Consider the following 23,037-nt stretch of genomic DNA (forward strand, 5'->3'; position numbering starts at 1 on the left):
GGTTTAGGCTCTTGGTTTTACGGTGCCGCAGTCCTGTCCCAACCAGACCGCGCGGGTATCGAGGCTACCCTTCTGCTGGATGCCGGTGGCGTTGAACGTACCGTTGACCTTGGTGGTGAACTCACGATCACTGAGGAAGGTGGCTACACCCGCGCCCTGTGCTTTCGGGCAGCTGAAACGGAACTTCCACTGATTACCGGTGCGCTCGGTGATTTCCTGTTTGCAGCCCGATTGTGGGTCGGTCAGCGGAATGTTGTCGCTCTTGACCTGCTCTGGCGTCAAGCACGCCCGAATCCCTTTGCCACCCATGGTGATGCCCTGTTTTTCCAGCTGCGCGCGCTGTTCAGGAGTCATCTGGCTTTGTATTTGACCCAGGATCAGTTGCAGATCCGGCAGGTTCTGGTCATCGACTTTCATGTTGCTCGAAGTCAATTCCCACAAACCTGGCTGAAGCATCTGCGCCTGAGCAGCCACAGGAAGTGCCAAACCAAATGCCATGGCCAAACCCAGCAGACGAACGTTCATCGAGTAACTCCTGATCAGTAGTGGCCGTTAGACGTCGCCAGCGGGCTTCGGTTCATGGGCCAATTAAATAGCGACATTCTGCACGGAACATGGTCTGTTAAGCATTGAATCTTCAGGAGCAAGGTTGCCCCCCATGGATTATTTTGGACCCCATGTCTTTGGTTATTTCATCGCGCTGCTGCACTCATTGGGCCTGATTGCAGCAATCCATGCCGTGTTGACCGTCCGCACCGCGCAAGGCTCGATTGCCTGGGCCTTGTCATTGTTGTTCATGCCTTACCTGACACTCATCCCCTACCTGGTATTCGGCCGCAGCTCCTTCGACGGCTACATCAAGGCTCGGCGCCAAGCCAACGAGGAGATGCGCAAGGCGGTCTCCGAGCTGAACTGGCGGCCATGGGTGGAGGAAGCCCTCACCGCTCGCGCATCCAGCGCCTACGCGTCGCTGAGGGCCATGCCGAAACTGGGACGCATGCCGTGCCTGGCAAACAACGAAGTGTGCTTGCTAGTGAATGGACAGGCGACCTTCGAAGCGATTTTCCACGCCATCGACCAGGCCAGGGAAGCCGTACTGGTCCAGTTCTTCATCATCCACGATGACCGGCTGGGCCGTCGCCTGCATGACTTGCTCCTGCACAAAGCCAGCGAAGGCGTGGCGATTTACCTGCTCTACGACCGAATTGGCAGCCACTCCCTGCCCCACGGTTACGTCCAGTCACTGCGCGATGGCGGCGTCAAGGTCAAAGCCTTCGCCACCCGCAGCGGCTGGCTCAACCGTTTCCAGGTCAACTTTCGCAACCACCGCAAGATCGTGGTCGTCGACGGCATGCTCGGCTTCGTCGGTGGCCACAACGTTGGCGATGAATACATGGGCGAGAAACCACCGCTGGCACCGTGGCGCGATACCCATGTGCAAGTACGGGGACCGGTGGTGGCCTGCATGCAAGAGTCCTTCGCCGAAGACTGGTTCTGGGCGGCTCGAGAATTACCGCCGCTGATCCTGCCGCAGGTTTACCCGGACGACGGAGTGCTGTGCCAGGTACTCGCCAGTGGCCCGGCGGACGCCTACGAAACCTGTTCACTGTTCTTCGTCGAAGCGATTCACGCATCGACCGAACGGGTATGGATCACCAGCCCTTATTTCATCCCCGATGAAGCGGTACTCGCAGCGTTGCGCCTGGCGGTCTTGCGCGGGGTGGATGTGCGAATCCTGCTGCCGTCGCGGCCCGACCACCGAATCGTCTACGCCGCTTCCAGCCTCTATGCCTTTGAAGCCGTGCGCGCTGGTGTGCGGGTGTTCCGCTACCAACCCGGGTTCCTGCATCAGAAAGTGGTGTTGATCGACAGTGAAATCAGCGCCATTGGCAGTGCCAACATGGACAACCGATCGTTTCGATTGAATTTCGAAGTGATGCTACTGACGGTCGACAAAGCGTTTGCTGCCCAAGTGGAGCAAATGCTAAACGACGACTTCGACCAGGCTCACGAAATCGCCAAGGAAGAAGGCCGGGAGACCCGTCGCTTGCAGCAAATCGGCATGCGGGTCGCCCGGCTTATTTCGCCCATTCTCTAGGGATCAGGGATTGTAGATATCGTCTCGCGTCCAGGGCAGCTCATGGCTGCCATCGGCGTGGGCCTTCACCGCGAGAATCTGGTGCAGGTTGATCCAGCCGCGGGCGAACGCGTAGGCACAACCGGCCAGGTACAGGCGCCAGATGCGCAGGGCTTGATCCGGCACCAGTTTCGAGGCGGCCTCCAGATTGTCTTCCAGACGTTCGCTCCAGTGATCCAGGGTCCGTGCGTAATGCAGGCGCAGGCTCTCGACATCGACGATCTCCAGGCCTGCCTCACTGATCTCGGCAGAGATCATCGACAGGTGCGGCAGTTCTCCATTGGGGAACACGTATTTCTCAATGAACTCACCCGCACCGCGTCCCACAGGACGCCCATCGGTGTGCTTGGCGGTGATCCCGTGGTTCATCACCAACCCGCCCTCTTTCACTGCGCCGAACAAGGTTTTGCAATACTCGGCCAGGTTCGCGTGCCCGACATGTTCGAACATACCGACACTGACCACCTTGTCGAAGCGTCCGTCTTGAGGCAGGTCGCGGTAGTCGAGTAACTGCAACTCGATCAGGTCCTCCAACCCTTCCTCTTTTACCCGCTCCCGGGCCAGGGCCAGTTGTTCCTTGCTGAGGGTAATACCGAACACCTTCGCACCAAACTCACGGGCAGCGTACCGCGCCAGCCCACCCCAGCCGCAGCCGACATCCAGCAGATATTCGCCAGGTTGCAGGCGCAACTTGCGGCACAGATGACGGAATTTTGCCTGTTGGGCCTGTTCAAGGGATTCACTGCCTGTCTCGAAGTAAGCGCAGGAATACGCCATGTCGCTGTCGAGCCACAGTTGGTAAAAGGCGTTCGAGAGGTCGTAATGGTAGGAGATTGCCTTGGCGTCAGTCTCCTTGTCATGCATGGTGCGGACCGGCTGATTGCCGTCGTCCTCATCCAGCAACGCCTGACTCCATTCATCGCACACGCGGATCACATCGCTGATGGAACCTTCGAGTTCCAGTTTGCCCTCGACAAACGCAGCCCCGAGCGCGTCCAGGCTAGGGTGGGTGAACTGGGTGACCATTTGTGGGTCCTTGACCACAATTGTGACACTGGGCGTCGGCCCCAGATTGAATTCATGACCGTCCCAGAGTCGCAGGCGTAGCGGTAACTGCAGATTCTGTAAGGCCGGTGGAAGTTGCGCGAGCATGGAAAATCCCCCTTGTTTCAGACGTCTGCTGAGAGGTTAGACCATCCTGGAAAAACAACTGGCTATCGATTTCATAGCGGCACTCTACGAATATACAACGGTTGCGAATTCGCAGAAATGACCGCTCTTAGCTAAATGACTGCAAATCCGGCCCACAGTTCTGTATTGTTAAAACCGCTCTTCATTGAGCTTGAACAGCGGCTCCTGAAATCGCAACAAACGCCCAGCATTGCCCAACACCAGCAACGTACTGAGGTTATGCAGCAACGCAGCGATCATCGCCCCTGCTGCCCCGAGCCAGCCGAACGCCGCGAAAGCAACGATCGCCAAAGTCCAGCCCAAACCGATAATCACGTTGACTTGCAAAGTCTGACGGCATTGCCGACTCAAGCGCACGCAGGTGCCAAGGCGCCGCAGGTCGCTACCGATCAACACGATATCCGCTGAAGCCAGCGCGATATCCGCCCCGCCTGCACCCATTGCCACACCGACAACGCCAGCCTTGAGCGCCAGGGAATCGTTGATGCCATCGCCGACCACCATAGGCCGAAAGCCGTTACCGATTTCTTTCAACACGCGATTCAATTTGTCCTCGGGCAAGGCCTGCGCCTCAACCTCACTGATGCCGACATCCCGAGCGAGTGTGTGAGCGACGCTGTACCGGTCGCCGGTGAGTAAAAGCTGTCGGCCCAATCCAAGGTCCTTCAGCTCACTCAAGGCAACCTTCGCTTCCGGTTTAACACTGTCGGCCAACAACAGCCAAGCGAGAAACTCACCGTTGAGTGCCAGCCCGGCAATGGGGCCATCGTGGTCGGGAACATTTGGGGTAGCTATACCCAATTGGGCGAACAACTCCGGCCGCCCAAGCGCAGCCTCGCCCTGCTCTGTCATGGCCACCACGCCCAGACCCTGACGCTCGCGAATGTCCGACAGCAACTGAAAATGCTCTGGTGGGACGAGCCCGGCGAGCGCCCGGCTGACCGGGTGACTGCTGGCGGAACCGAGGCTGGCGGCGAGCCTCAAGACGGGGTTGCGATCCGCTAGCGAGCTCTCGATGGATTGCAGGCGCAAGGTGCCGAAGGTGAGGGTTCCGGTCTTGTCGACCACCAGCGATGTCAGGTCTGCCAGCTCTTCGAGAAACGCCGAGCTGCGAATCAGAATGCCGTGCCGAGCGGCTACCGCTACCCCGGCAATCGCCGTAGCGGGTGCCGACAGTACCAGCGCACAAGGGCAAGCAGCCACCAGCACCGCGAGCATGGCCTGGGCATCGTTGGTGATGAACCAGGTGACTGCGGCCAGCAACAACACCAGCACCAGGTAGCTCCCGGCGTAACGCTCCAGCAACCGGGTGATTGGTGGCTTCGATCGTTCGGCGTTTTGCATCAGCGCGATCACTTTGCCGAGGGTCGATTCGTCGCCGGTCCGTGTCACTTCAATGCGCAACAGGCCATCGAGATTGATCGCGCCACCGAACACCGCCATTCCGACACCCGCCTCCATCGGCACCGACTCGCCGGTAATGGATGCGGTGTCCAGACTCGCCTGCCCGGACAACACCTGGCCATCCGCCGGCACCCGATCACCTGCACGGACTTCCACCAGATCGCCGGCCCTGAGCGTGCCATTGTCGACTTCGACGATGGAGCCGTCGGCCTGAACCTTACGCGCGTGGCTGCGGGTCAGTTTGCCGAGGGCGTGAATGGCTTCCTGCGAGCCGATCACGCTGCGCTCTTCCAGCACATGGCCGAAGATCATGATGATCGGCAGCAATGCAGCCGTCAGCAGATCGCCTGTCGCCCATGCGCCAAGCATCGCCAGGGCGATGAGTTGATCGGTGATGCCGTGCAGGCTCGGATACCGCAAGCTGTACCAGGCTGAACGCATCACTGGCACGGCCACCAGTACAGAAGCAAAACCCAGCAACAATTGGCTGACCCCACTTTGCTCCGGGGACAACCAGCGCCATACAAGGCCCAACGCGAGCAAGCCGAGTGCAAGCATGGCCAAAGTCAGTTGGCGAGCAGCGCTGCGTTGTTCGGCCGAGGACAACATGCTCGGTGCGGCGGCAGTTTGAGCGGTCATTGTGCAGCTCCCTGAATGATCAGGCGGGAATCGTCTTGCGGATCGACCGTAATGACTGAGCCGGCCTGGCCAAGAATTTTCGGCATCCGCTCGCGGTAGATTCGCAGCAACATTTGCGGATCGGCGGCCTGTTGTTGCGCATTGGCCAGACTGATCACCGTGGCGGTATCAGCCGAGGCTTTCGCCAGCCGTTCACTCGCCTGAGCGTGTGCGACTTGTAGCGTACGGTCGGCTTGTTCATTGGCGGCCTGGGTCAGCTTCTCTGCTTCAGTGCGCGCGTTGGCCACGTCCTTGTCGGCTTGTTGGCTGGCGGTCAGTACGGCGTTGAAGGCGTTGATCGCAGGCGCCGGCAGGCTCGACTGCACGTCAACCCGCGCCACTTCGATCCCCAGCCCCTGCCCTGTCGCGGCCAATTGCGCCAGACGCTGATTGATGCCTTGCACCAGATCACCCCGTAGACGCTCGCGCCTTTCTGCCGCCTGATTATCAGCGCCGATCAACTCCGGCCGTGCGACCAGAATTGTGTCCAGGTCTCGTGCAGCCGTGAGTGCCAATGCGCTACGGGTCACCAGACGATCCAAGGCCGCAAGCACATGCTCGCCTTGAAGTACGAAGGCATACGGATCTGTGACCTTGTAGAACACCCGCACATCCAGTTGCACCACACCGGCATCCCCCGTCAGCAAATAACCGGATCCTGCCAGCGCATCACTGATCGGCGTTGCAAAACTGGCGGCGCGATCGGCCTGCAATGCGGCGTCAGTTCGCAGCAGGTTCTCCACTCGACGCTCGATGACCCTGTCTGCCGCTGGCAGCAAAATCACCTGTTCAAACGGTCGCGGCCAGGCCAATAGCAAACCGGCATTCTGGACGCGATCAAGAGCGCCGAAGTGCAAAACCACCGCACGATTTTGCGGGTCGATTTGTCGCACATTGGAGAACGCCCAAGCCAAAGCGGCCAACACCGTCACGGCATACAGAGCGAAAAACGCCACGCGTCCGGCCTGAATCCACGGGCTACTCAACTCATTTGTTCCACGTGGAACCAAATTCATGGCTGCGACCCGGGTTTATTTTCAAGCGTCGGCGGACCATCAACCAATGCCCGGAAAGGCGCGGCATCGGTACGCAGAATCAGTTTTGTGCCCGGGGTAATCACCGTGCCCAAGGTATCGAGTGAGCGCAGCAAATTGTAAAGCTGCGGTGAACCAGCGTAGGCACGCGCGTAAATCTGCGCGGCTTCGACCCTGGATTGCGCCTCAATGTCCGCCGCTTTCACCGTGGCATCAGCCTGGACGATTCGTGCATCGCGTTCCGCCGCGGAGCGAATTTGCGCCGCTTCGCGCTTGCCAATGGCGGTGCGTTCAGTCGCGATTGTTTCACGCTCGGCGCGCATGCGATCGACCGTCGCAGTGAGCGTGACCGACGGTAAGGTCAGGCGCTCGATGCCAACTTGTAGCACTCGCACGCCATAGGTGTTCAGCAACTGCTGATCGATTTGCTTGCGCAACTGTGCTTCGAAATCGGCGATGCGCACCTGATTGGCATCGGTGTTCACCAGGTTGGCCAAATCGAAACTACTGGCCGTGGTTTCCAGCGCGGAGCCGACGAAGGTGCGAATCTGCCGTGCCGCTTCGTCCGGCTGGTTTTGCACAGCGCGCATAAAGCGCTGCACGTTGTCCGGATCACCCTGCACCTGCCAGGCAACGTAAGCCTGAACGATAATGCGCAAGCCGTCCCGCGTGCCCACATCCTGCAGACCGCTGGACGTGGTGCGCAGTCGCAGATCCACCGGGATCGCTGCTTCGAAGGGTGCCGGCCAGCGCCAGCCTAGCCCGGGTTCTACCAGCACCCGCGATGGATTGCCAAAACGTGTGATGACCGTGGCTTCGCCTGAACGCACTTGCACCAGGCTTGCTGCCGCCACGGCAAACGCCACCAACAACGCCGCCCAGCCCATGCGTCGCCAGGGGAACGGGCCGGCTTCTTGCGGATCACCATGATGGTGATGGCCGTGGTGATGGCCGCCATGGCTGTGATCGTGGCCACTGTGGTTGGCATGATCGTGGGTATGTAGCTGGCTCAATTGGCGACTCCTGGCTGATCAGTTTTACGCGACGACGCAGGGTCAGCCGGCAACGTGAATGTACGCAGATCGATGGTCGGAGCATTGCTGCTGCCGCCCAGACGATGATCGAGAACCAGCAAGCTGGCGCTGGCCAGGCCCTGGGAAAGTTGACCGAGGTATTGCTCCAGCACAAAGGCCTGGCCGGCATTGGCGTAAGCTTTTTTCTCGGCACTGAATTTCAGCTCGCCAGCCTTGGCCGTCGCGTTGATTTCATGGGCGGTTGCCGTTGCCTGATCCCGGGCAATGCTCGCCTGCAACTGCGCCTGGTTGGTGGCTTCGGCGGCGGCTCCGCGTTCACGGGCAATCAACGCCTGCGCGCCGATCTGTGCGGCTTGCACCCCGTGATAAGCATTGGCAGCCCCTGCCGGGGGATGGATCGCTTCAACGACCGTAGCGAGAATTTCCACGCCGCTGTCGAGTTTCTGCAGGTCGGCCTGCACGGCCCGGCCGATTTCCTCGGCAAGCCCTACCCGGTCCTCACCGAGCAAACCGTCAAGGGTGCGTGACGCGAAGTCGTGAACCAGAACTCGGCTCGCGGTGCTGCGGATCAACGTCGGCACATCCGCATTGTTATAGGTTGCAGCCAATGCCGCCTGATCGCTCAAACCAATGCGATAAACAAAACGCACGTCCATGTTGACGATCTGAAAGCTCTGCTTGTCTGCGCGGCTACTGGCAATCACCTGGGATTTGTCATTCACATGGCTGGCGTCCCACAACCGGTTGGCGGTTATCGGCGCCGGGCCTTCGGCGGGGTCTGCCTGCACGGGGGCCGATGTTTCGCCGACACTGGTGGCCAATTCGTGAACCACGCCATTTTCGACACTTAGCACCCTCCCCAATGGCCACGGTAAACCCGCATGCAGACCAGGCCCAAACACCGTCACCGGTTTACCGAATCGCTCGTAGATCCCCCGCCCTTGCAGCGGAATTTCGTGAACACCGGTCAGCACCCAACCGACGATGCCTACTACCCCCAGCACCGGCAACAATGCCCGGCGCATGTAAGTGAAGGCCCAAATTTGCCGCAGGTCGATGCCGAAGCGGTTGTGCAATTCTTGCTGTAACGCCTGCAATGGCCGTGGCGGCCAGCGCAACATGTCGGCGACAAAACTACTCGCCAGCAATGCAGGTTCAAGTTGTTCGCGACGCGGGCTGAACAATGACAGCACGGCACGCAGCAGTAATTCGAAGGCAACGAAGCCTGGCAGCAGGCCGATCAGTACCGCCAGACGCACCGGCCAAACCGAAGTCTCACTGCCGAACAGCAGGCAAAACGCTCCAAGAATCAGGCTGATGATCGCCACGCGGGTCAGCTGCGCCAAGGCGCCTGCCTCGGGCCATTGAGCAGTATTTTCCTGAGCAAGCTGACGCTCGAGAACCAACAGACCAAAGGCCAACAACAACCCCAGGGTCGCGCTGACAGTGGCCGACATGCCCAGCGCTGCGGAAGGCAAAGCAAGGGTCCATGCCTGTTCGACGCACAACAACGCCAGCAGCGCACAACCGGCCAGCCACAGTGTCGGGGCTCCGATTTGCCTGAGTAGCTTCAGGCAGTGCTGACTGATTCTCTCAAGCAGTCGCTCATACCAGCCTGCCGGGACTTCAGCTTCATCAGAATCGACCACCGACTCCAAGGGATTCATCGCCTGCGCACGCCATTGCGTGACCCACCAGGCCGATTGCAAGCCGGCGACCAGCACCAGCAATGCGGCGCTCTGATTGAACAACAGCGCAGGCCAAAGGGATTGCGGAGCAAACATCCCGACAAAAAAACCCAGCACCAGGCCCATTGCCGCGAGCGCGCCGAGACCGATGGCGAGCAGGCGCAATCGTCGCCCCTGAAAAACTGCCTGCTGAAAACGCGGCAGCCCGGCTACCTGCGCTCCATCACCACCCTCTTCGAGATCGACTTGCATACCACTCCAGTATTTAGAATTGCCCCGCGGGGCATTTCGTAACGATATAACAGTACTGGCGAAATTTTCGTGCTCAATCGCCCTATCTAAAGATGCTCAACCTGTCGCGAAGCTGAACCCTTGACCGAAAAGCATCGGAGCACACATATTACGCTCGTAATTTTATTCAAAGACTACTTTTACCCCTCCCCGTCCGCTTTCAATCCAGGAGTACTTCCATGAGCACCTATGACGTCGTGATACTCGGTGGTGGCCCCGGTGGCTATAACGCAGCGATTCGAGCAGGCCAACTGGGATTGAAGGCGGCGTGCGTAGAAGGACGCGCTACGCTCGGCGGTACCTGCCTGAACGTCGGTTGCATGCCGTCCAAGGCATTGCTGCACGCCTCGGAGCTGTACGATGCAGCCATGGGAGCGGAATTCGCCAACCTTGGGATCGAGGTCAAACCCACGCTCAACCTCGCCCAGATGATGAAACAGAAAGATGAAAGCGTGACCGGGCTGACCAAGGGCATCGAATTTCTCTTCCGCAAAAACAAGGTCGACTGGATCAAGGGTTGGGGCCACATCGACGGGCCGGGCAAAGTCACCGTGACGGATAACGTCGGCGGCAAGACCGAACTGGTTGGCAAAGACATCATCATCGCCACCGGTTCCGAACCCACTCCCCTGCCTGGGGTGGACATCGATAACCAACGCATCCTCGATTCCACCGGCGCACTGTCACTCACAGAAGTGCCGAAGCATCTGGTGGTGATCGGCGCCGGGGTGATTGGGCTGGAGCTTGGTTCCGTCTGGCGGCGCTTGGGGGCTCAAGTGACCGTGGTCGAGTACCTGGACCGGATTTGTCCGGGTGTGGATGGCGAAGCAGGAAAAACCCTGCAACGCTCACTGAGCAAACAGGGCATCAGTTTCAAATTGAGTTCAAAAGTGACCAGCGCCACGACGACCGCAACCGGCGTGCAGCTCAGCGTCGAACCTGCCGCAGGTGGAGCAGCCGAGTCGCTGGAGGCCGATTACGTGCTGGTGGCGATCGGACGTCGGCCTTATACCCAAGGTCTGGGGTTGGAGAACGTCGGCCTCGCCACCGATAAACGCGGCATGCTCGCCAACAAGGGGCACCGTACCGAAGCGGCGGGCGTCTGGGTGATTGGCGACGTCACTTCCGGACCGATGCTTGCCCACAAGGCTGAAGACGAAGCCATGGCCTGCGTCGAACAGATCGTCGGCAAGGCTGGTGAGGTCAATTACGACCTGATCCCCAACGTGATCTACACCAAGCCGGAGCTGGCCAGCGTCGGCAAGACCGAAGAACAGTTGAAGGCCGAAGGTCGCGCATTCAAGGTCGGCAAATTTCCGTTTACCGCCAACAGCCGGGCGAAGATCAATCATGAAACCGAAGGATTCGCCAAAGTGCTGGCCGATGAGCGTACCGACGAAATCCTCGGTGTGCATCTCGTAGGGCCAAGCGTCAGTGAAATGATTGGCGAATATTGCGTGGCCATGGAGTTCAGCGCATCCGCCGAAGACATTGCCCTGACCTGCCATCCTCACCCGACCCGATCCGAAGCCTTGCGCCAGGCCGCGATGAATGTGGAGGGGATGGCGACGCAGATGTAGGCCTCCAGATTTTTGGTGGCTGGGCCTTCGCTTCGCGAGCAGGCTCGCTCCCACATTGGAATGCATTCGTATGTGGGAGCGAGCCTGCTCGTGAAAAAGTCTCCTCGGTCTACAGCGGCAAATGCCCCAACGGCAACGCTCCCGGTGTCTTCACCGTGTGGATTGCAAAGTTGCTGCGGATATCGCTCACCCCTGGCAGCTTCAACAAACACCCCGTGAGAAACCGGTCATAGGCGCGTAAATCCGGTACCACCACTTGCAACAGAAAGTCCGATTCCCCAGATACCAGAAACGCCGAAATCACCTCCGGCAATGCTGTCACGGCCAAGCGAAAAGATTCAGCCTGTTCATCGTTATGGCGCTCGACTTTTACTCCGACGAACACGGTCAGCCCTAGTCCAACTTCATCGCGATCCAGATTGGCCTGATAACCACGAATCACTCCGGCCTCTTCAAGCATCCGAACCCGGCGCAAACATGGCGAGGCGGACAGACCGATTTCTTCAGCTAATTGCACATTACTCAGCCGACCATCCCGTTGCAGAGCGGCAAGAATCTTGCGGTCGTAGGCATCCAGTTTCATCGTTTGGCATATCCCGCTGGTTTAACCGTTATTTGTTGGCAGGTTATGCCAAAACAGCCACCTTTAGAAGCAAACTACGCAAGCACATGCCCTACTCCCTGGCTCTAGACTGGCACCACTGAATCGACTACGGACAGGGGTACGACATGGCGGGACTCGGGCTATTTTTCATGGCGCTGGCGGTGGTCTATCTGTTACCCGGGCCCGATATGATCCTGTTGTTGCAAACCGGTGCCCGCCAGGGCAAAGGCGCAGCGTTGGCCACGGCCGTCGGCCTGGCGATCGCCCGCGGTTGTCATGTAGTGCTGGCGGCGTTGGGATTGGCGGCATTGTTCAAGGCGGCTCCCTGGACATTCGACGCAGTGCGCCTGGTCGGGGCTGCTTATCTGCTGTGGATCGGTATTCAATGCCTGCGGACGACGATGCTGCCATCCCTGAACGGCCCAGGTACAACAGACGAAAAAACACGCTGGGGCGAAGCGATTCGCCGCGGTCTACTGACCAATCTGCTTAACCCCAAGGCGCTGCTGTTTTGCTCGGTATTGCTGCCGCAGTTCATCGATCCACTCAATGGACCGGTACTCGCGCAATTTGCGGTCCTTGGCCTGGTGTTGGTCGGTGTCGGTTTGCTGTTCGATAGCGCCTATGCGTTGACCGGTGCCGCGCTGGGTCGTTGGCTGCAACGCAGCCCCAGCTTCCAGCGCGTTCAACAATGGCTGTTCGGCAGCCTGTTGATCGGTTTCGCCGTGCGGCTGACCTTTGTTCAACAGGCTTGAACCTTATTGCACTTTGCGGCGACGACGCTTGACCTGCACCAGCGCCACCGCCATGACCAACAACACGCCTCCCATCTGCAGAGCTGTCTTGTACGGCCGCAGGGCCGAGCGGGCAGCATCGGTGACCTGCGTGACATAGCGCTTGTCTGCACTTTCAAAGTCGGGATACGGGCATTGATGGCCAAAATCCGCTGCCCACTCCACGAATGGTCCCTCTTTGACATATCGCTGGTAGAGCGCACTTTGTTCTTCAAGGCTGCTGTTCCAGCCGGCCGCTTCACACAGCACAGCGGCGAACGCCTGGCTGGTGTGCGGCAGATTGTCGGCAGCACGGCTGGCCAGTGCCGTCGCCACGAAGCGATAGTGGTAGCGCTGATCGGGTTGGGCGGCGCTGGCTCGCTGGCGCTTCACTTCGTCCTCGGCTACTAGCGGCCCGACCTTGAGTTCAGCACTCTCAAGGCTGAAGTTGCCCCCGAACGTGGCGTAGTCCGGCGCCATTTCATAACCGAGAATATCCATCCCCCATTCACGTGCGGTCCAGGCGGAATTGAACAGTGCCGCGGCACGCCGCGTCGGCCACCATGCCGAATCCGCCGCCATACGTTGCTGGCCGTACAGCCTGGCTTTGTGGCGCAAGCCATCGTTCTCGAAATAAGCCGGCGCTTGCTCGTAGTGTCCTTCGCGCAACAAACGCCGCCCAAGCAGATTGCGCAGGCTCGCCGCCACCGGCAGAGGCACGTAGTTGTCCACATCGTGCTGGCTGAGTGGTGGCGGTGCCGGTACCTGAGTATCGACGTACTGCTTGAGCTCATCCAACGTCAGTACACGCTCGGCAACAGTGGCCGCGTCCAACCAATAGATGCCTTGGCTGCGGTACAACTGGTCGAACGCCTGCAGATAATCCCCGCGTTGCATGGCCAGGATCGCGCTTTCGCCTTCGACCCGGCATTTGGGTTGCAGCGTTTCGAAATCGTAATCCGGCGTTCTCCGATCACCCCACGATTCATTCTGCGGGAAAGCCTTGGCGGCCTTCGCATACGCTGCAGCCGCCGCCGCTTTATCGCCATCGCGCACCGCCAGTTTGGCCCGAAGCCACCAGGCCAGGCCGCCGTCGCCAGCGCGCTCGAGAAAGGCCTTGGCGCTGTTGAAATCGCCCTGTTGATAATTCAACGCGGCCAGGCGGTCCGCATTGTCGAGGCTGCCGCGCGTACTGCTCTGCAACAGCTTGATTAGTTTTTGCTCGTTAGGTGGTTGATCACCGAATGACCAACCCAGTCGGCTGATCAAGGCGGCGGTCACCAGCTGCTGCACAGGCTTGCCCTTGAGCAACCCGGCCAACTGATCCTCGGGCATCGAAGCCAGTTCAGCCATCAACAGCTTCAACGAGGTGTAACCCACTGCCGAACCCTGAAGGTTCTGCGTCGCATAAAGTTCGATCGCCCCGTTCCAGTCACCTGCCGCCCGGGCCACGCGAGCCTCTTCACCGAGACTGGCGACGCCCAGTTCCAATGGGTCGCTGAAGCCGTCGATGCTCAGTTGGCGGGTTTGCTCAAAGGCTTTGCGCGATTGTTCCAGCAGGTTGGGGGCGGCGTCGGCCTGCGAACTCATGGCGAACAACGCCCGCCCCAGCGAGTAGGCAGCCCAGGTACTGCGCAATGCCCGTTGATCGGCGGGCAGCGCCAGCACCTTGCGGAAGTATTCGGCGGCCAGCGTTTGATCGCCGGCATTGAACGCTACCGCGCCCGCCAGATACAACTTGAGCTCGGCGGGAAGGTTCGTACCCTGTACTTCAACCTGCCGGGCATCGGCGAGCCCACGCAACTGTTTCACCTGTGCCTGCTGTTCATGGGTCAAACCAACCTGCTCGGCTTGATCCCGCTGTTCAACATGAGCGGAGGCTTCTCCATAGGCTGCGCCAGGGACAAGGGTGGCTGCCGTAACCGACTTGAGACCGGCAATCGCATGACCGAGGCGGCTCACCTCGAAACTGAAATTGCCCTCCGGTAATTCCGCAAGGGATTGACCTCGATTGTCCAGCAACCGCATGGGGAAATCCGGCCCGCATGCCATGGCTGCCAACGGCAGGCCAAGGCTCAGACAAAGCAAGTGACGAGGCCAGTTACGGGTGAACATTCGAAGCTCCTTGATCAATGATTGCGCAGCGTGCCCAACCGATGGCGCGCTGTCCGCCAGCCGCTATCCGGCCGTCGCGCAGGCGGGTGAAGGTAAGCAGGTTCGGTTCTTGTTGCAACGTATAACCGGCCAGCGCATCGGCCCCCTCACAACCCTGTACCGCCAGCGTCACGCGCTCGGGCCAGGCATTGTCGAGGTTGCCCTCATTGCTGATACCAATGTCATAGAGGCCTTCGTGCTCCGAAAGATTCAGTGCCAGATGACTCTCAAGGACATCACCACGCGACACGGCGCGCAAGGTCGCCAGGCTCCAGGCTCGACGGTCGTTGGCCAAAGGCAGCCGAAACCAGATCAAACCGGCCATATGAGCCGGCGGGTCTGCGCGCAACCGCGCAGCAAGCTTGCTCAATTGCAGTGGATCAGCCAACAACTCCCGGCGCTTGCCGTTACGCTCAATGGCTACTTCGCTTTCCACGATGGGAGCGCCACCGACACTCGGCAACAACGCGACGCCATAGGCCGGCAAGGCCAGGAAAAAGGGTTTCGAGGTGATACGACTCCAGGCCATTGCCCATTGGCTAGCGAGATCTGAATCGAACAAGCCGCGCCGGGGATCGCTCACGGCATGAACCTGTAACACGCTGCTATCGACGGTGGATAACAACGCTGGCAACTCGGGACTGTCGAGCCATGCCGGCAATGCAGTGATGCTTAAGGCCATGGGCGCTGGCATCACAGAACGCAGGTGCGCCAGAAACGCGCGATAGGCGGGTAACCGAGCGTTGCCCGCATCGTGGTCGATTTCCACCCCGGCGAGTGTCAGCCCCTTGCCCTGCCAATCGCTGATCAGGCGCTGGATCTGCTCCATGACCTCATCCTGATCCAGCGACTGTAGCTGGCCATCAAGGCGAATCACCGCAATCAGCCGCCGACCATCGCGCTTGAGCAGCGCCGGATCAATCCGCGCGCGACTCCAGCCCGCCTGAGGGAAGGCCTGTAATGCCAGCACCCGCAAGGTGGAAAAGTCGGCGCGACTCTCCCGCAATGCAGCGTCATGCGCCGGGGTCCATTGGCGTTGCCACACATAGAGTTGCTGATCGAGTGGCGGTGCGTTGTGCTGCTCGCAACCACCAAGCAGCGCGAGCGCCGTCAGCGAGACGATCACGCGAGTGAGAAAACCCATGAAAAAACGCCTGTCCCTGAAATGCACAAAGGGCCTTTCTTCGGCCCTTTTTCGTACTACCTACCCTACCCAGCCAACGACCGTCGGGCAATGGCTCCCGCGAGTTGACCCGCTAAAGATCCAGGACCAAAGGCTGCGTGCCTTGAGCCGGAACTGCGCAACAAATCAGCACCTGACCTTCATCCGGTATCTCCGCTGGCAGCTGTGGATAATTGACCTGGCCGCTGATCAGCCGTGTCTTACAGGTGCCGCAGGAGCCGCCACGGCAACTGAATTCCGGGTGCAATCCGCGACTTTCCGCCAGCTCCAACAGACTGCCGCCATCCGGTTGCCAGCGAGCTTCCTTGGCTGAGCGCTGGAACACCACCGGCACCGAGGTGGTAGCCGCTGGCGGTTGCTCAATGACGATGGCATCGGGGTCAGGCCGACGACGCAAAGTCGAAGGTCCGAAAGTTTCGGCATGAATCCGTGAGTCGCGAATATCCAGTTCGCGCAGGGCGTCATACAGTGCCTGGGTAAAACTGCCGGGACCACAGAGGACAAAATCCAGCTGATCATAGTCCTCGACCTCGAGCAGTTCCGAAAGCCGAGCGACATCAATTCGCCCGGTCACATCAAAGTCCTCGCCCTCCCGTGCCTCCGGCTCCGGTTGACTGAGCAGACGCACCACCCTGATCGCGTCACCGGCATGATCGAGCAAGCGATCCACCTCGGGACGAAATGGCTGATCGGCCAGGGTGCGCGAACTCTGGAAGAACCAGGTCGGCCGGATGTGTCGAGTGCGCAAGCCTTGATAAACCACCTCACGCAGCATCGACAGCAGTGGCGTAATACCCACACCAGCGGCCAATAACACCAGCGGCCGCCGTTCATGGGGCGCAACAGTGAAATGCCCCTGGGGTGCCCTTGCCTCCAACAAGTCACCGACGCGAACCTGGTCATGCAGGTGCGAAGACACCCGACCGTCACGTTTCACACTGATACGGAAAAAGTCATCCGATGGCGCACTCGACAGGCTGTAGGTGCGGATATGGGTTTCACCATCAATGTTGAAGCGCAGCGGTAGATGTTGCCCGGCTTGAAACAACGGCAACCCGACGTCGTCGGCTGGCTCCATATATATCGAACGGATGTGTTGGCTTTCCGCTTCGATCCGCACCACCCGCAGTGGCCGCCATTGATCGCCCAAGGTCTTGGCTTGCAAGCGCGCCTTGGCCTGCTCCCATGTTCCCGTCAGCAAACTGGTCGGCGAAACACCGTCAAAGCGCCAGCGCAAACCGAGGGCAGCGGGACGACGAACAACGTGTTCCACGTGGAACATCCACAAACGTTCAGCACCTTGAAATGCCTCTACCTGCGGGCCTTCAAGGATGATTTCGGTGCGCCCACTTAGCTGTAGCAGATCACCGGAATTGAAATCAATGAACAGCAAACCGGCTTTTGGATTGACCCGCAGATTACCCAAGGTATTGAAAAACAGGTTGCCGGCAAAGTCCGGGATGGTCAGGCAGTTCCCTTCCACCCGGACAAAACCAGACTGTCCACCACGGTGTGAAACATCCACCGACCGTACGCCATCGACATCGACGTAACTGGCGACGAAAAAGGTGTCCGCCTCAGCAATCATGGCTTTGGCCGCGTCATCCAATTCATTGAATTGCTGCGCGGGACGTGTTGCCGGATCCGCCAGGGGCACCGAGCGGTACTGCCTCAATTGGATGTACTGCGGGCAATTACCATAGGACTGATCCACCGTCACAGCAAACCCGCTGGTGGTCATTGCGCCAATATGGCCATTAATGCGATTGCGACGCCTGGTGTGCAGTTCAATGCCCAACAGACCGATCGCCGAACCCGCGCCCAGTTGCGCAGGATCATCAGCAGCCGGCAAGCTGCTAAATTGCAATAAACCTGGATTGGGGGAATGTACGAAACCCGGTTGACCTTCAAGCACGCTGGCCCAAGGACGACCGTCAGCATCAACCGCGCCGTACAACATGAACGGAAGTTGCTGATAGAAGGTGCGATGTTGATCCGGCATCTGGTCGCGAATTACCCTGCGCCCGAGTACGTCCATTCGCTCACCCACACCGAGATGAGCCTGCAATTCTTTTTCGCCAGCATGCCACGGTGAATGGTCCATTGCGGCTTCTCCCCTGCGCCATCGGCACAGCGTGAAGGGCCCGATAGAAGTCGGGCGAAAATATCAGGCAGTTTTTTGCAGGCCGGCGACAGTGCGAGGCATGCCGATAAAACCGGGCAAGGCTTCGACCCTCGCCAACCAGGCGCGGATGTTAGCGTAGTCCTCCAGCGAGACGTTGCCTTCCGGTGCATGGGCAATGTAACTGTAGGCAGCCACGTCGGCGATGGTCGGTTCGCTGCCGGTCAGGAAAGCTGTTTTGGCCAGTTCCTGATCGATCACCTTGAGCACGCTATGAGCGTAAGGAATCACTTCATCAGGATTGTACGGTGCACCAAATACCGTGATCAGCCTTGCCCGGGCGGGCCCGAAGGCGATTGGCCCGGCAGCAACCGACAACCAGCGCTGCACTTTGGCGGCACCGACCGGATCGTCTGGCAGCCAGCGACCTTTACCGTATTTTTTCGCCAGGTAGACCAGAATCGCATTGGAATCCGCCAGCACCACACCTTGATCGTCGAGCACCGGCACTTGGCCAAAAGCGTTGATGGCCAGGAACTCCGGCTTTTTATGCTCGCCCTTTGCCAGGTCGACGAGGACCAGCTCGGTCGGCAGTTGCAGCAGCGAAAGCATCAGTTCCACACGATGCGCGTGGCCGGAACGTGGAAAGTTGTAGAGTTTGATGGCTTGCATGGTCGACTCCGCTGGGCAGTGGCGCTGTCAGGGGAGAGATCAGCACCGATGGCAGCCATCTTCTACCAGTCACGAAAACAACAGAATACCCAGCAAACGCAATCAATTATTTCACCCAGAGAAATAAAGCATCAGTCCCGCAAAGCGAGATGCTCGCGGAGTGCCTTCACCGTAAAGTCGACAAAACTACGAACGCGCGTCGCAGCCTTGTGCCCGCCTTGATAAAGCACATGGATGGGCAAAGGCGGCATTTCGAAATCCGCGAGTACAATTTCAAGCTCACCTGCCGCCACTTTGCTCGCCGACTGATAGGACAGAACCCGGGTAAAACCCAGTCCAAGCCCGGCCGCGGTGATCGCTGCTTGATTCGCCGTTACTGTCAGACGCGGTTCTACCCGGACACTCAGTGGCTCGCCTCGCTCGAGAAAGGGCCAGTGCTTCAACTGTCCAATCGCGGACGTCGCAATAATCGGCGCCTGAGCCAGTTCTTGTGGATGTTTTGGCCGACCATGGATACCCAGAAATTGCGGCGATGCACAGATCACTCGCCGCACTTCGCCCACCCGAATCGCATGCTGGTTGCTGTCAGGCAACTCACCGATGCGGATGGCCACATCGACCCCTTCCTCGACGATACTCACCACCCGATCCACCAGCAGCGCATTGATCGTCACGTCAGGAAACTGCGTGAGAAAACTCACCATCAGCGGAGTGATGAACAACTCGCCGAACAAAACTGGCGCCGTAATCGTCAGATGCCCACGGGGCTGGACGTGACTGCCTGCCGCGGAATCCTCGGCTTCCTGCACTTCAGCCAGAATTCTTCGACAGTCTTCCAGATAACGCTGCCCCGCCTCGCTCAAATAAACACTGCGCGTAGTGCGCGTGAGCAACTGCGTGCCAATGCGCTTCTCCAACGCCGCCACCGCCCGGGTAACGCTGGCGGCGGACAAACCCAAACGCCGCGCTGCTGCGGAAAAGCCCTGGTCCTGGGCGACGGCGGCGAAGACCTGCATTTCCTGGAAGCGGTCCATGGGCGTGTCCTCGATTCAGATAAAAAAAATCGCAACCAAGTGGCTGCGATTTTTTAAGGTTCGATCAGCTGTGGATAACTTATTCCACAGTCACCGATTTCGCCAGATTGCGTGGTTGGTCGACGTCGGTGCCTATCGGCGCAGGAACATAGTATGACAGCACGTTTTTGGGGAAGATGTTGGTCGCTACTAAAAATTAGATCTGCCCCTGAAGCGTCCGTTTCTTTGCCCACCACGAAAATATCGAGAATCCAGTGAGTGGACTTCACATTACAACGTTGAAGTGACATGAAAATACGGCAAAACATTACTAATCAACAACTTATAAAAGGCAATTTAATATCGACTAATAAAGCGGCAAAATTAATACTCCACCCCAACACTCCAATTACTGTAAGAAAACTTACCAACCTTTGTAAGCCGCATCCGTAAAATATCAAATCCATAATATCCCCACCTCAAATAATTTGACACCACCAGTGGTATCTGCAAAAAATCATCACCGCTACACAACGATAATTTCTAAAACGAAATATTAGGGAAAGGACACGAAAAATGGATACCACAATCAATAACGAAACCTTCGATCTTGCACTAGATGCAGAAACTGCGGAGAAGTTCTCTGACATTCTTAACGATGAAAGCCTGATGCACGCCGGCTTTGTAGCACACCAGTCAAACAACAACGTGTTGACACTGCCTGAAGACAGTAAAATCGCAGCCTGACAAAATTGGAGGGAAGCGATTCCCTCCATTTTCTCCATTGTGCCTAACATGATACTGACAACTCTTATTAATCAGAGTGGGATAATTTATGCAAAGGCTTAGTTCGAGTCTTCGTCGGCGTAGTGCCGAAAATACATTAGATATTATCATTAACGATATTGCTCCACGACTGGGAATCACCCGAGTTACCGATACAACTTGGTTGGATCGTATTGGAATTCCGGTATTTGCAAGCATACGACCAGATGCATTGAATGGCTCTCTGTGCGTAAACGCCGGCAAAGGATTGAGACCAGCAGAAGCCAAAATAGGCGCATACATGGAGGCTATCGAGTTCAGCCTTGCGCAATATAATACTGCGCAACTTAAACTGATAAAGACCACTCCAAGAAAAATCATTGAAAGCCACGATGGGCAGATAGACTTCAACCAGTTCTGCATGTTGTATGGATTTTTCGCCGACGCCGACTCGCTCATCATGGCCATCGAAGTCGAAGATGTATTGCGCAAGAAAGAAGCGCTTGCGCCCGCAGAACTGGTGTTCATTCCATATTCCGAAAACCCTGGGCAACGACTCTTCGGGGAAAGCTCCAGCGGCTTGGCATCAGGCAATGACTTGGTGGAAGCCTCGGTACACGCTGTTTGTGAACTCATGGAACGCGATGTTCAAGCTTTTAATCACCTACATGATTGTTCCTGCTTCGTTAATCTAGACTGTTACAGTGCAGAAACCGAAGCCCTGATCAATAAAATCAATGCCGCGGGATTGAGCTTGTCGGTTCGTTACACCGAGAATTGTTTTGGTCTAGCCTATTTTCAAGCTTTTATCATGGAAGAGTCCTTCCAGGCTCCCATATCGGTAGCCACCGGCTCGGGTTTGCATCCAATAAAAGAAATTGCATTGATCCGTGCTATCTGTGAGGCAGCCCAAAGCCGTTTAAGCCACATCCATGGAGGCCGGGACGACATCATCGAGCGTGTCAAATACTTCGAGAAAAAAGGCCGTTCGGCCGAGCTTCAGGCTGTATCACGCTTGCGTGCCGAAGCTACTTCCCGGGCCCAGACCATCGATTACTCCTCCATCAATTGCCAGGAAGCGGCGATCCCCACGATCGAGTCAGCTTGGGAGTTACTCATTGAACGTTTGCAGCGTGCAGGGCTGAATACCGTGTTAAGGGTCTTGCTCAGCAAAGCGACTGACGACATTACTGTGGTCAGAGTCATTGTTCCGGGGCTGGAAACGTTCGAACCCGGTTTGAAAAGGATCGGTCCGAGGTTACGTACGTATGTCAAACAAAGCGCTTGAGGTATGCACGCTGTTTGCTGGCCCCTCCCTACAAGGAATCGACAGTCAATTACTGCGGGGTGGCGGACTGGAGTTATGCCCCCCCGTCAAACGCGGCGATATAGAACGCATAGTGCTGCAATCGCCACCGTCGAACCTCGCTATTGTCGATGGAGTGTTTCATTCACACCCTGCCGTCGGTCATTCCGAGATTCTCGCCGCTCTGGGTGCCGGTTGGCGCATTTGGGGATTGTCGTCCATGGGTGCCATTCGCGCATGTGAAATGGATGGGCTTGGAATGACAGGTTTTGGTGAAGTATATAAACAATTTGCGAACGATCCGGATTTTTCCGACGACGAAGTGACGCTGATACATCAAGCACAAGAGCCTTATCTCCCACTGAGCGAACCGCTTATTCATATCAGACAGTTTTTAAAACAGTGGACAGCTGAAAATATAATTACGCCAACACAAGAACAACACATACTTAGCCATCTAAAAAACATGTGGTACGGACATAGAACCCTTGATTGTTTAAAAAAATCTTTGTTGACGCTCCCGATTGATGCAAAAAAAATAGACTACGCTATTGCTAATTTTTCTACCCACAGAATTAAAACCAATGACTTGAAAAATTTTCTAATAACGCAACCATGGACAAGGACGGAAAAAAATAAATGACTCCATCACAGATTTTGTATGAAATAAATGGCCTGCCCTTTGTGCACCCCGAGTTCAATAGTACAAAACTTTTGACACTTGTCGCTGTCGTACGTAAAAACATCGATGGAGGCGAGTTACATTTAACTACTTATTTGCAACCGGATTTTGCTACTACCCTGTATAACCGGCACGTCGCAGGTGCACCAGAATTTCCGCCTCATCAAGCGCTTAGTAACGCCGAGCAGTTAATGATAGCTGAAGCGAAGAACAATCTAAAAGCGTTGCTGCCGGAATGGAAAAACTTACTGGATATACCGATTAAAATACACAAACTGCTGAATCAACAAGTCAGTCTGACCAACCCCTTACTGCCCCAACAGATGTTCTTAGGTGAAGCCGCGTTTACGACCATTACGGACCTTGAAGAATTTTTGGTGCATGAGCTATCCCATATCTGGTCAAGTTTGATCGCCGAGATTTACGATTTCCAACTCAAGAACAGTTCGAACAACTACGTACTGCCATCAGGAACAGGCGGGAAGAACCCTAGGGGTGTCTTGCTGGCTTGCCTGTTTGCGGTCAGCGCAGTGAACTACTATCAGCGCTTGCTGACTAGCGGTTCCGTGAGAGCTCGTTCCGAACGCCTCGTTTACTTGCACCAATATTTCTTCAAAAGTCTGGCCACTCTCCAGGCTTCGGACGAACTGTCCGAAATGGGAAAATTGATCACATCCAGGCTGGATGCGTTTTCTGGCGACCTGACAACCAAATCTATTTAAGGAT

General features: G+C 57.4%; 19 protein-coding genes and 1 pseudogene. 7 read left to right on the forward strand and 13 right to left on the reverse strand.

Annotated features, from left to right (window positions below; genetic code table 11):
- Positions 1–3: 3 nt before the first annotated feature.
- Complete coding sequence (locus PG5_RS14965; RefSeq protein ID WP_020797958.1) at positions 4–525, reverse strand: DUF3617 domain-containing protein; 522 nt, start codon at positions 523–525, stop codon at positions 4–6.
- Positions 526–658: 133 nt separating this feature from the next.
- On the opposite strand from PG5_RS14965, the gene cls reads away from it, so the two are divergent.
- A complete protein-coding gene (gene cls / locus PG5_RS14970; RefSeq protein ID WP_020797959.1) occupies positions 659–2,098 on the forward strand; it encodes a cardiolipin synthase in 1,440 nt (479 codons plus the stop codon).
- A 3-nt stretch (positions 2,099–2,101) separates the two neighbouring features.
- Here the strand turns inward: cls and cfaB are convergent, their stop codons facing one another.
- The 5 genes from cfaB to hflK (PG5_RS14995) form a co-directional block, all read right to left on the reverse strand.
- A complete protein-coding gene (gene cfaB / locus PG5_RS14975; protein WP_020797960.1) occupies positions 2,102–3,289 on the reverse strand; it encodes a C17 cyclopropane fatty acid synthase CfaB in 1,188 nt (395 codons plus the stop codon).
- A gap of 168 nt (positions 3,290–3,457) precedes the next feature.
- A complete protein-coding gene (locus PG5_RS14980) occupies positions 3,458–5,371 on the reverse strand; it encodes a heavy metal translocating P-type ATPase (protein ID WP_020797961.1) in 1,914 nt (637 codons plus the stop codon).
- Positions 5,368–6,426 carry a protease modulator HflK gene (hflK, locus tag PG5_RS14985; RefSeq protein ID WP_020797962.1) on the reverse strand — a complete coding sequence of 353 codons (1,059 nt, stop codon included), beginning with the start codon at positions 6,424–6,426 and terminating at the stop codon, positions 5,368–5,370. The genes PG5_RS14980 and hflK (PG5_RS14985) overlap by 4 nt, the downstream gene beginning before the upstream one ends.
- Positions 6,423–7,457: a protease modulator HflC gene (gene hflC / locus PG5_RS14990; protein WP_020797963.1), complete on the reverse strand. Its 1,035-nt coding sequence runs from the start codon at positions 7,455–7,457 to the stop codon at positions 6,423–6,425. The genes hflK (PG5_RS14985) and hflC overlap by 4 nt, the downstream gene beginning before the upstream one ends.
- On the reverse strand, positions 7,454–9,418 hold the full coding sequence (gene hflK, locus PG5_RS14995; protein ID WP_020797964.1) for a protease modulator HflK: 1,965 nt from the start codon (positions 9,416–9,418) through the stop codon (positions 7,454–7,456). Before hflK (PG5_RS14995) ends, hflC begins: the two co-directional genes overlap by 4 nt.
- 218 nt (positions 9,419–9,636) lie before the next feature.
- Between hflK (PG5_RS14995) and lpdA the strand changes: the two genes are divergently transcribed.
- Positions 9,637–11,037, forward strand: coding sequence for a dihydrolipoyl dehydrogenase (lpdA, locus tag PG5_RS15000; RefSeq protein WP_020797965.1), 1,401 nt, complete (start codon positions 9,637–9,639; stop codon positions 11,035–11,037).
- Positions 11,038–11,146: 109 nt separating this feature from the next.
- Here the strand turns inward: lpdA and PG5_RS15005 are convergent, their stop codons facing one another.
- Positions 11,147–11,620, reverse strand: coding sequence for an Lrp/AsnC family transcriptional regulator (locus PG5_RS15005; RefSeq protein ID WP_008064568.1), 474 nt, complete (start codon positions 11,618–11,620; stop codon positions 11,147–11,149).
- A 146-nt stretch (positions 11,621–11,766) separates the two neighbouring features.
- Here PG5_RS15005 and PG5_RS15010 point away from each other — a divergent pair, with 146 nt between their 5' ends.
- Positions 11,767–12,396 (forward strand): LysE family translocator, encoded by a 630-nt coding sequence (locus tag PG5_RS15010; RefSeq protein ID WP_020797966.1) that lies wholly within the window; start codon positions 11,767–11,769, stop codon positions 12,394–12,396.
- A gap of 3 nt (positions 12,397–12,399) precedes the next feature.
- Here PG5_RS15010 and PG5_RS15015 read toward each other — a convergent pair whose 3' ends face one another.
- The 6 genes and pseudogenes from PG5_RS15015 to PG5_RS35365 form a co-directional block, all read right to left on the reverse strand.
- A complete protein-coding gene (locus PG5_RS15015) occupies positions 12,400–14,529 on the reverse strand; it encodes a hypothetical protein (RefSeq protein ID WP_020797967.1) in 2,130 nt (709 codons plus the stop codon).
- Positions 14,516–15,712 carry a DUF3142 domain-containing protein gene (locus PG5_RS15020; protein WP_020797968.1) on the reverse strand — a complete coding sequence of 399 codons (1,197 nt, stop codon included), beginning with the start codon at positions 15,710–15,712 and terminating at the stop codon, positions 14,516–14,518. Before PG5_RS15020 ends, PG5_RS15015 begins: the two co-directional genes overlap by 14 nt.
- Positions 15,713–15,824: 112 nt before the next feature.
- Positions 15,825–17,855: a pyridoxamine 5'-phosphate oxidase family protein gene (locus tag PG5_RS15025; RefSeq protein ID WP_020797969.1), complete on the reverse strand. Its 2,031-nt coding sequence runs from the start codon at positions 17,853–17,855 to the stop codon at positions 15,825–15,827.
- A 63-nt stretch (positions 17,856–17,918) separates the two neighbouring features.
- Positions 17,919–18,545, reverse strand: coding sequence for a glutathione S-transferase family protein (locus PG5_RS15030; protein ID WP_020797970.1), 627 nt, complete (start codon positions 18,543–18,545; stop codon positions 17,919–17,921).
- Between the two features lie 131 nt (positions 18,546–18,676).
- Entirely contained in the window at positions 18,677–19,579 is a 903-nt protein-coding gene (locus PG5_RS15035) for a LysR family transcriptional regulator (protein WP_020797972.1), read from the reverse strand.
- Positions 19,580–19,658: 79 nt separating this feature from the next.
- A pseudogene (locus PG5_RS35365) lies at positions 19,659–19,751 on the reverse strand (hypothetical protein); the annotation flags it as partial.
- Between the two features lie 383 nt (positions 19,752–20,134).
- Between PG5_RS35365 and PG5_RS34200 the strand changes: the two are divergent.
- The 4 genes from PG5_RS34200 to PG5_RS15050 all read left to right on the forward strand — a co-directional run bounded on the left by PG5_RS34200 (position 20,135) and on the right by PG5_RS15050 (position 23,033).
- Positions 20,135–20,305 (forward strand): hypothetical protein, encoded by a 171-nt coding sequence (locus PG5_RS34200; RefSeq protein ID WP_020797973.1) that lies wholly within the window; start codon positions 20,135–20,137, stop codon positions 20,303–20,305.
- Between the two features lie 88 nt (positions 20,306–20,393).
- Positions 20,394–21,611, forward strand: a complete 1,218-nt coding sequence (locus PG5_RS15040) for a YcaO-like family protein (RefSeq protein WP_020797974.1) — start codon at positions 20,394–20,396, stop codon at positions 21,609–21,611.
- Entirely contained in the window at positions 21,592–22,272 is a 681-nt protein-coding gene (locus tag PG5_RS15045) for a TfuA-like protein (RefSeq protein WP_052024693.1), read from the forward strand. The genes PG5_RS15040 and PG5_RS15045 overlap by 20 nt, the downstream gene beginning before the upstream one ends.
- The gene (locus PG5_RS15050; RefSeq protein WP_042955428.1) at positions 22,269–23,033 is read left to right on the forward strand and encodes a hypothetical protein; all 765 of its coding nucleotides are present in this window, start codon (positions 22,269–22,271) and stop codon (positions 23,031–23,033) included. Before PG5_RS15045 ends, PG5_RS15050 begins: the two co-directional genes overlap by 4 nt.
- Positions 23,034–23,037 lie beyond the last annotated feature (4 nt).

The sequence above is a fragment of the Pseudomonas sp. G5(2012) genome, from assembly GCF_000408945.1.
Lineage (GTDB): Bacteria > Pseudomonadota > Gammaproteobacteria > Pseudomonadales > Pseudomonadaceae > Aquipseudomonas > Aquipseudomonas umsongensis.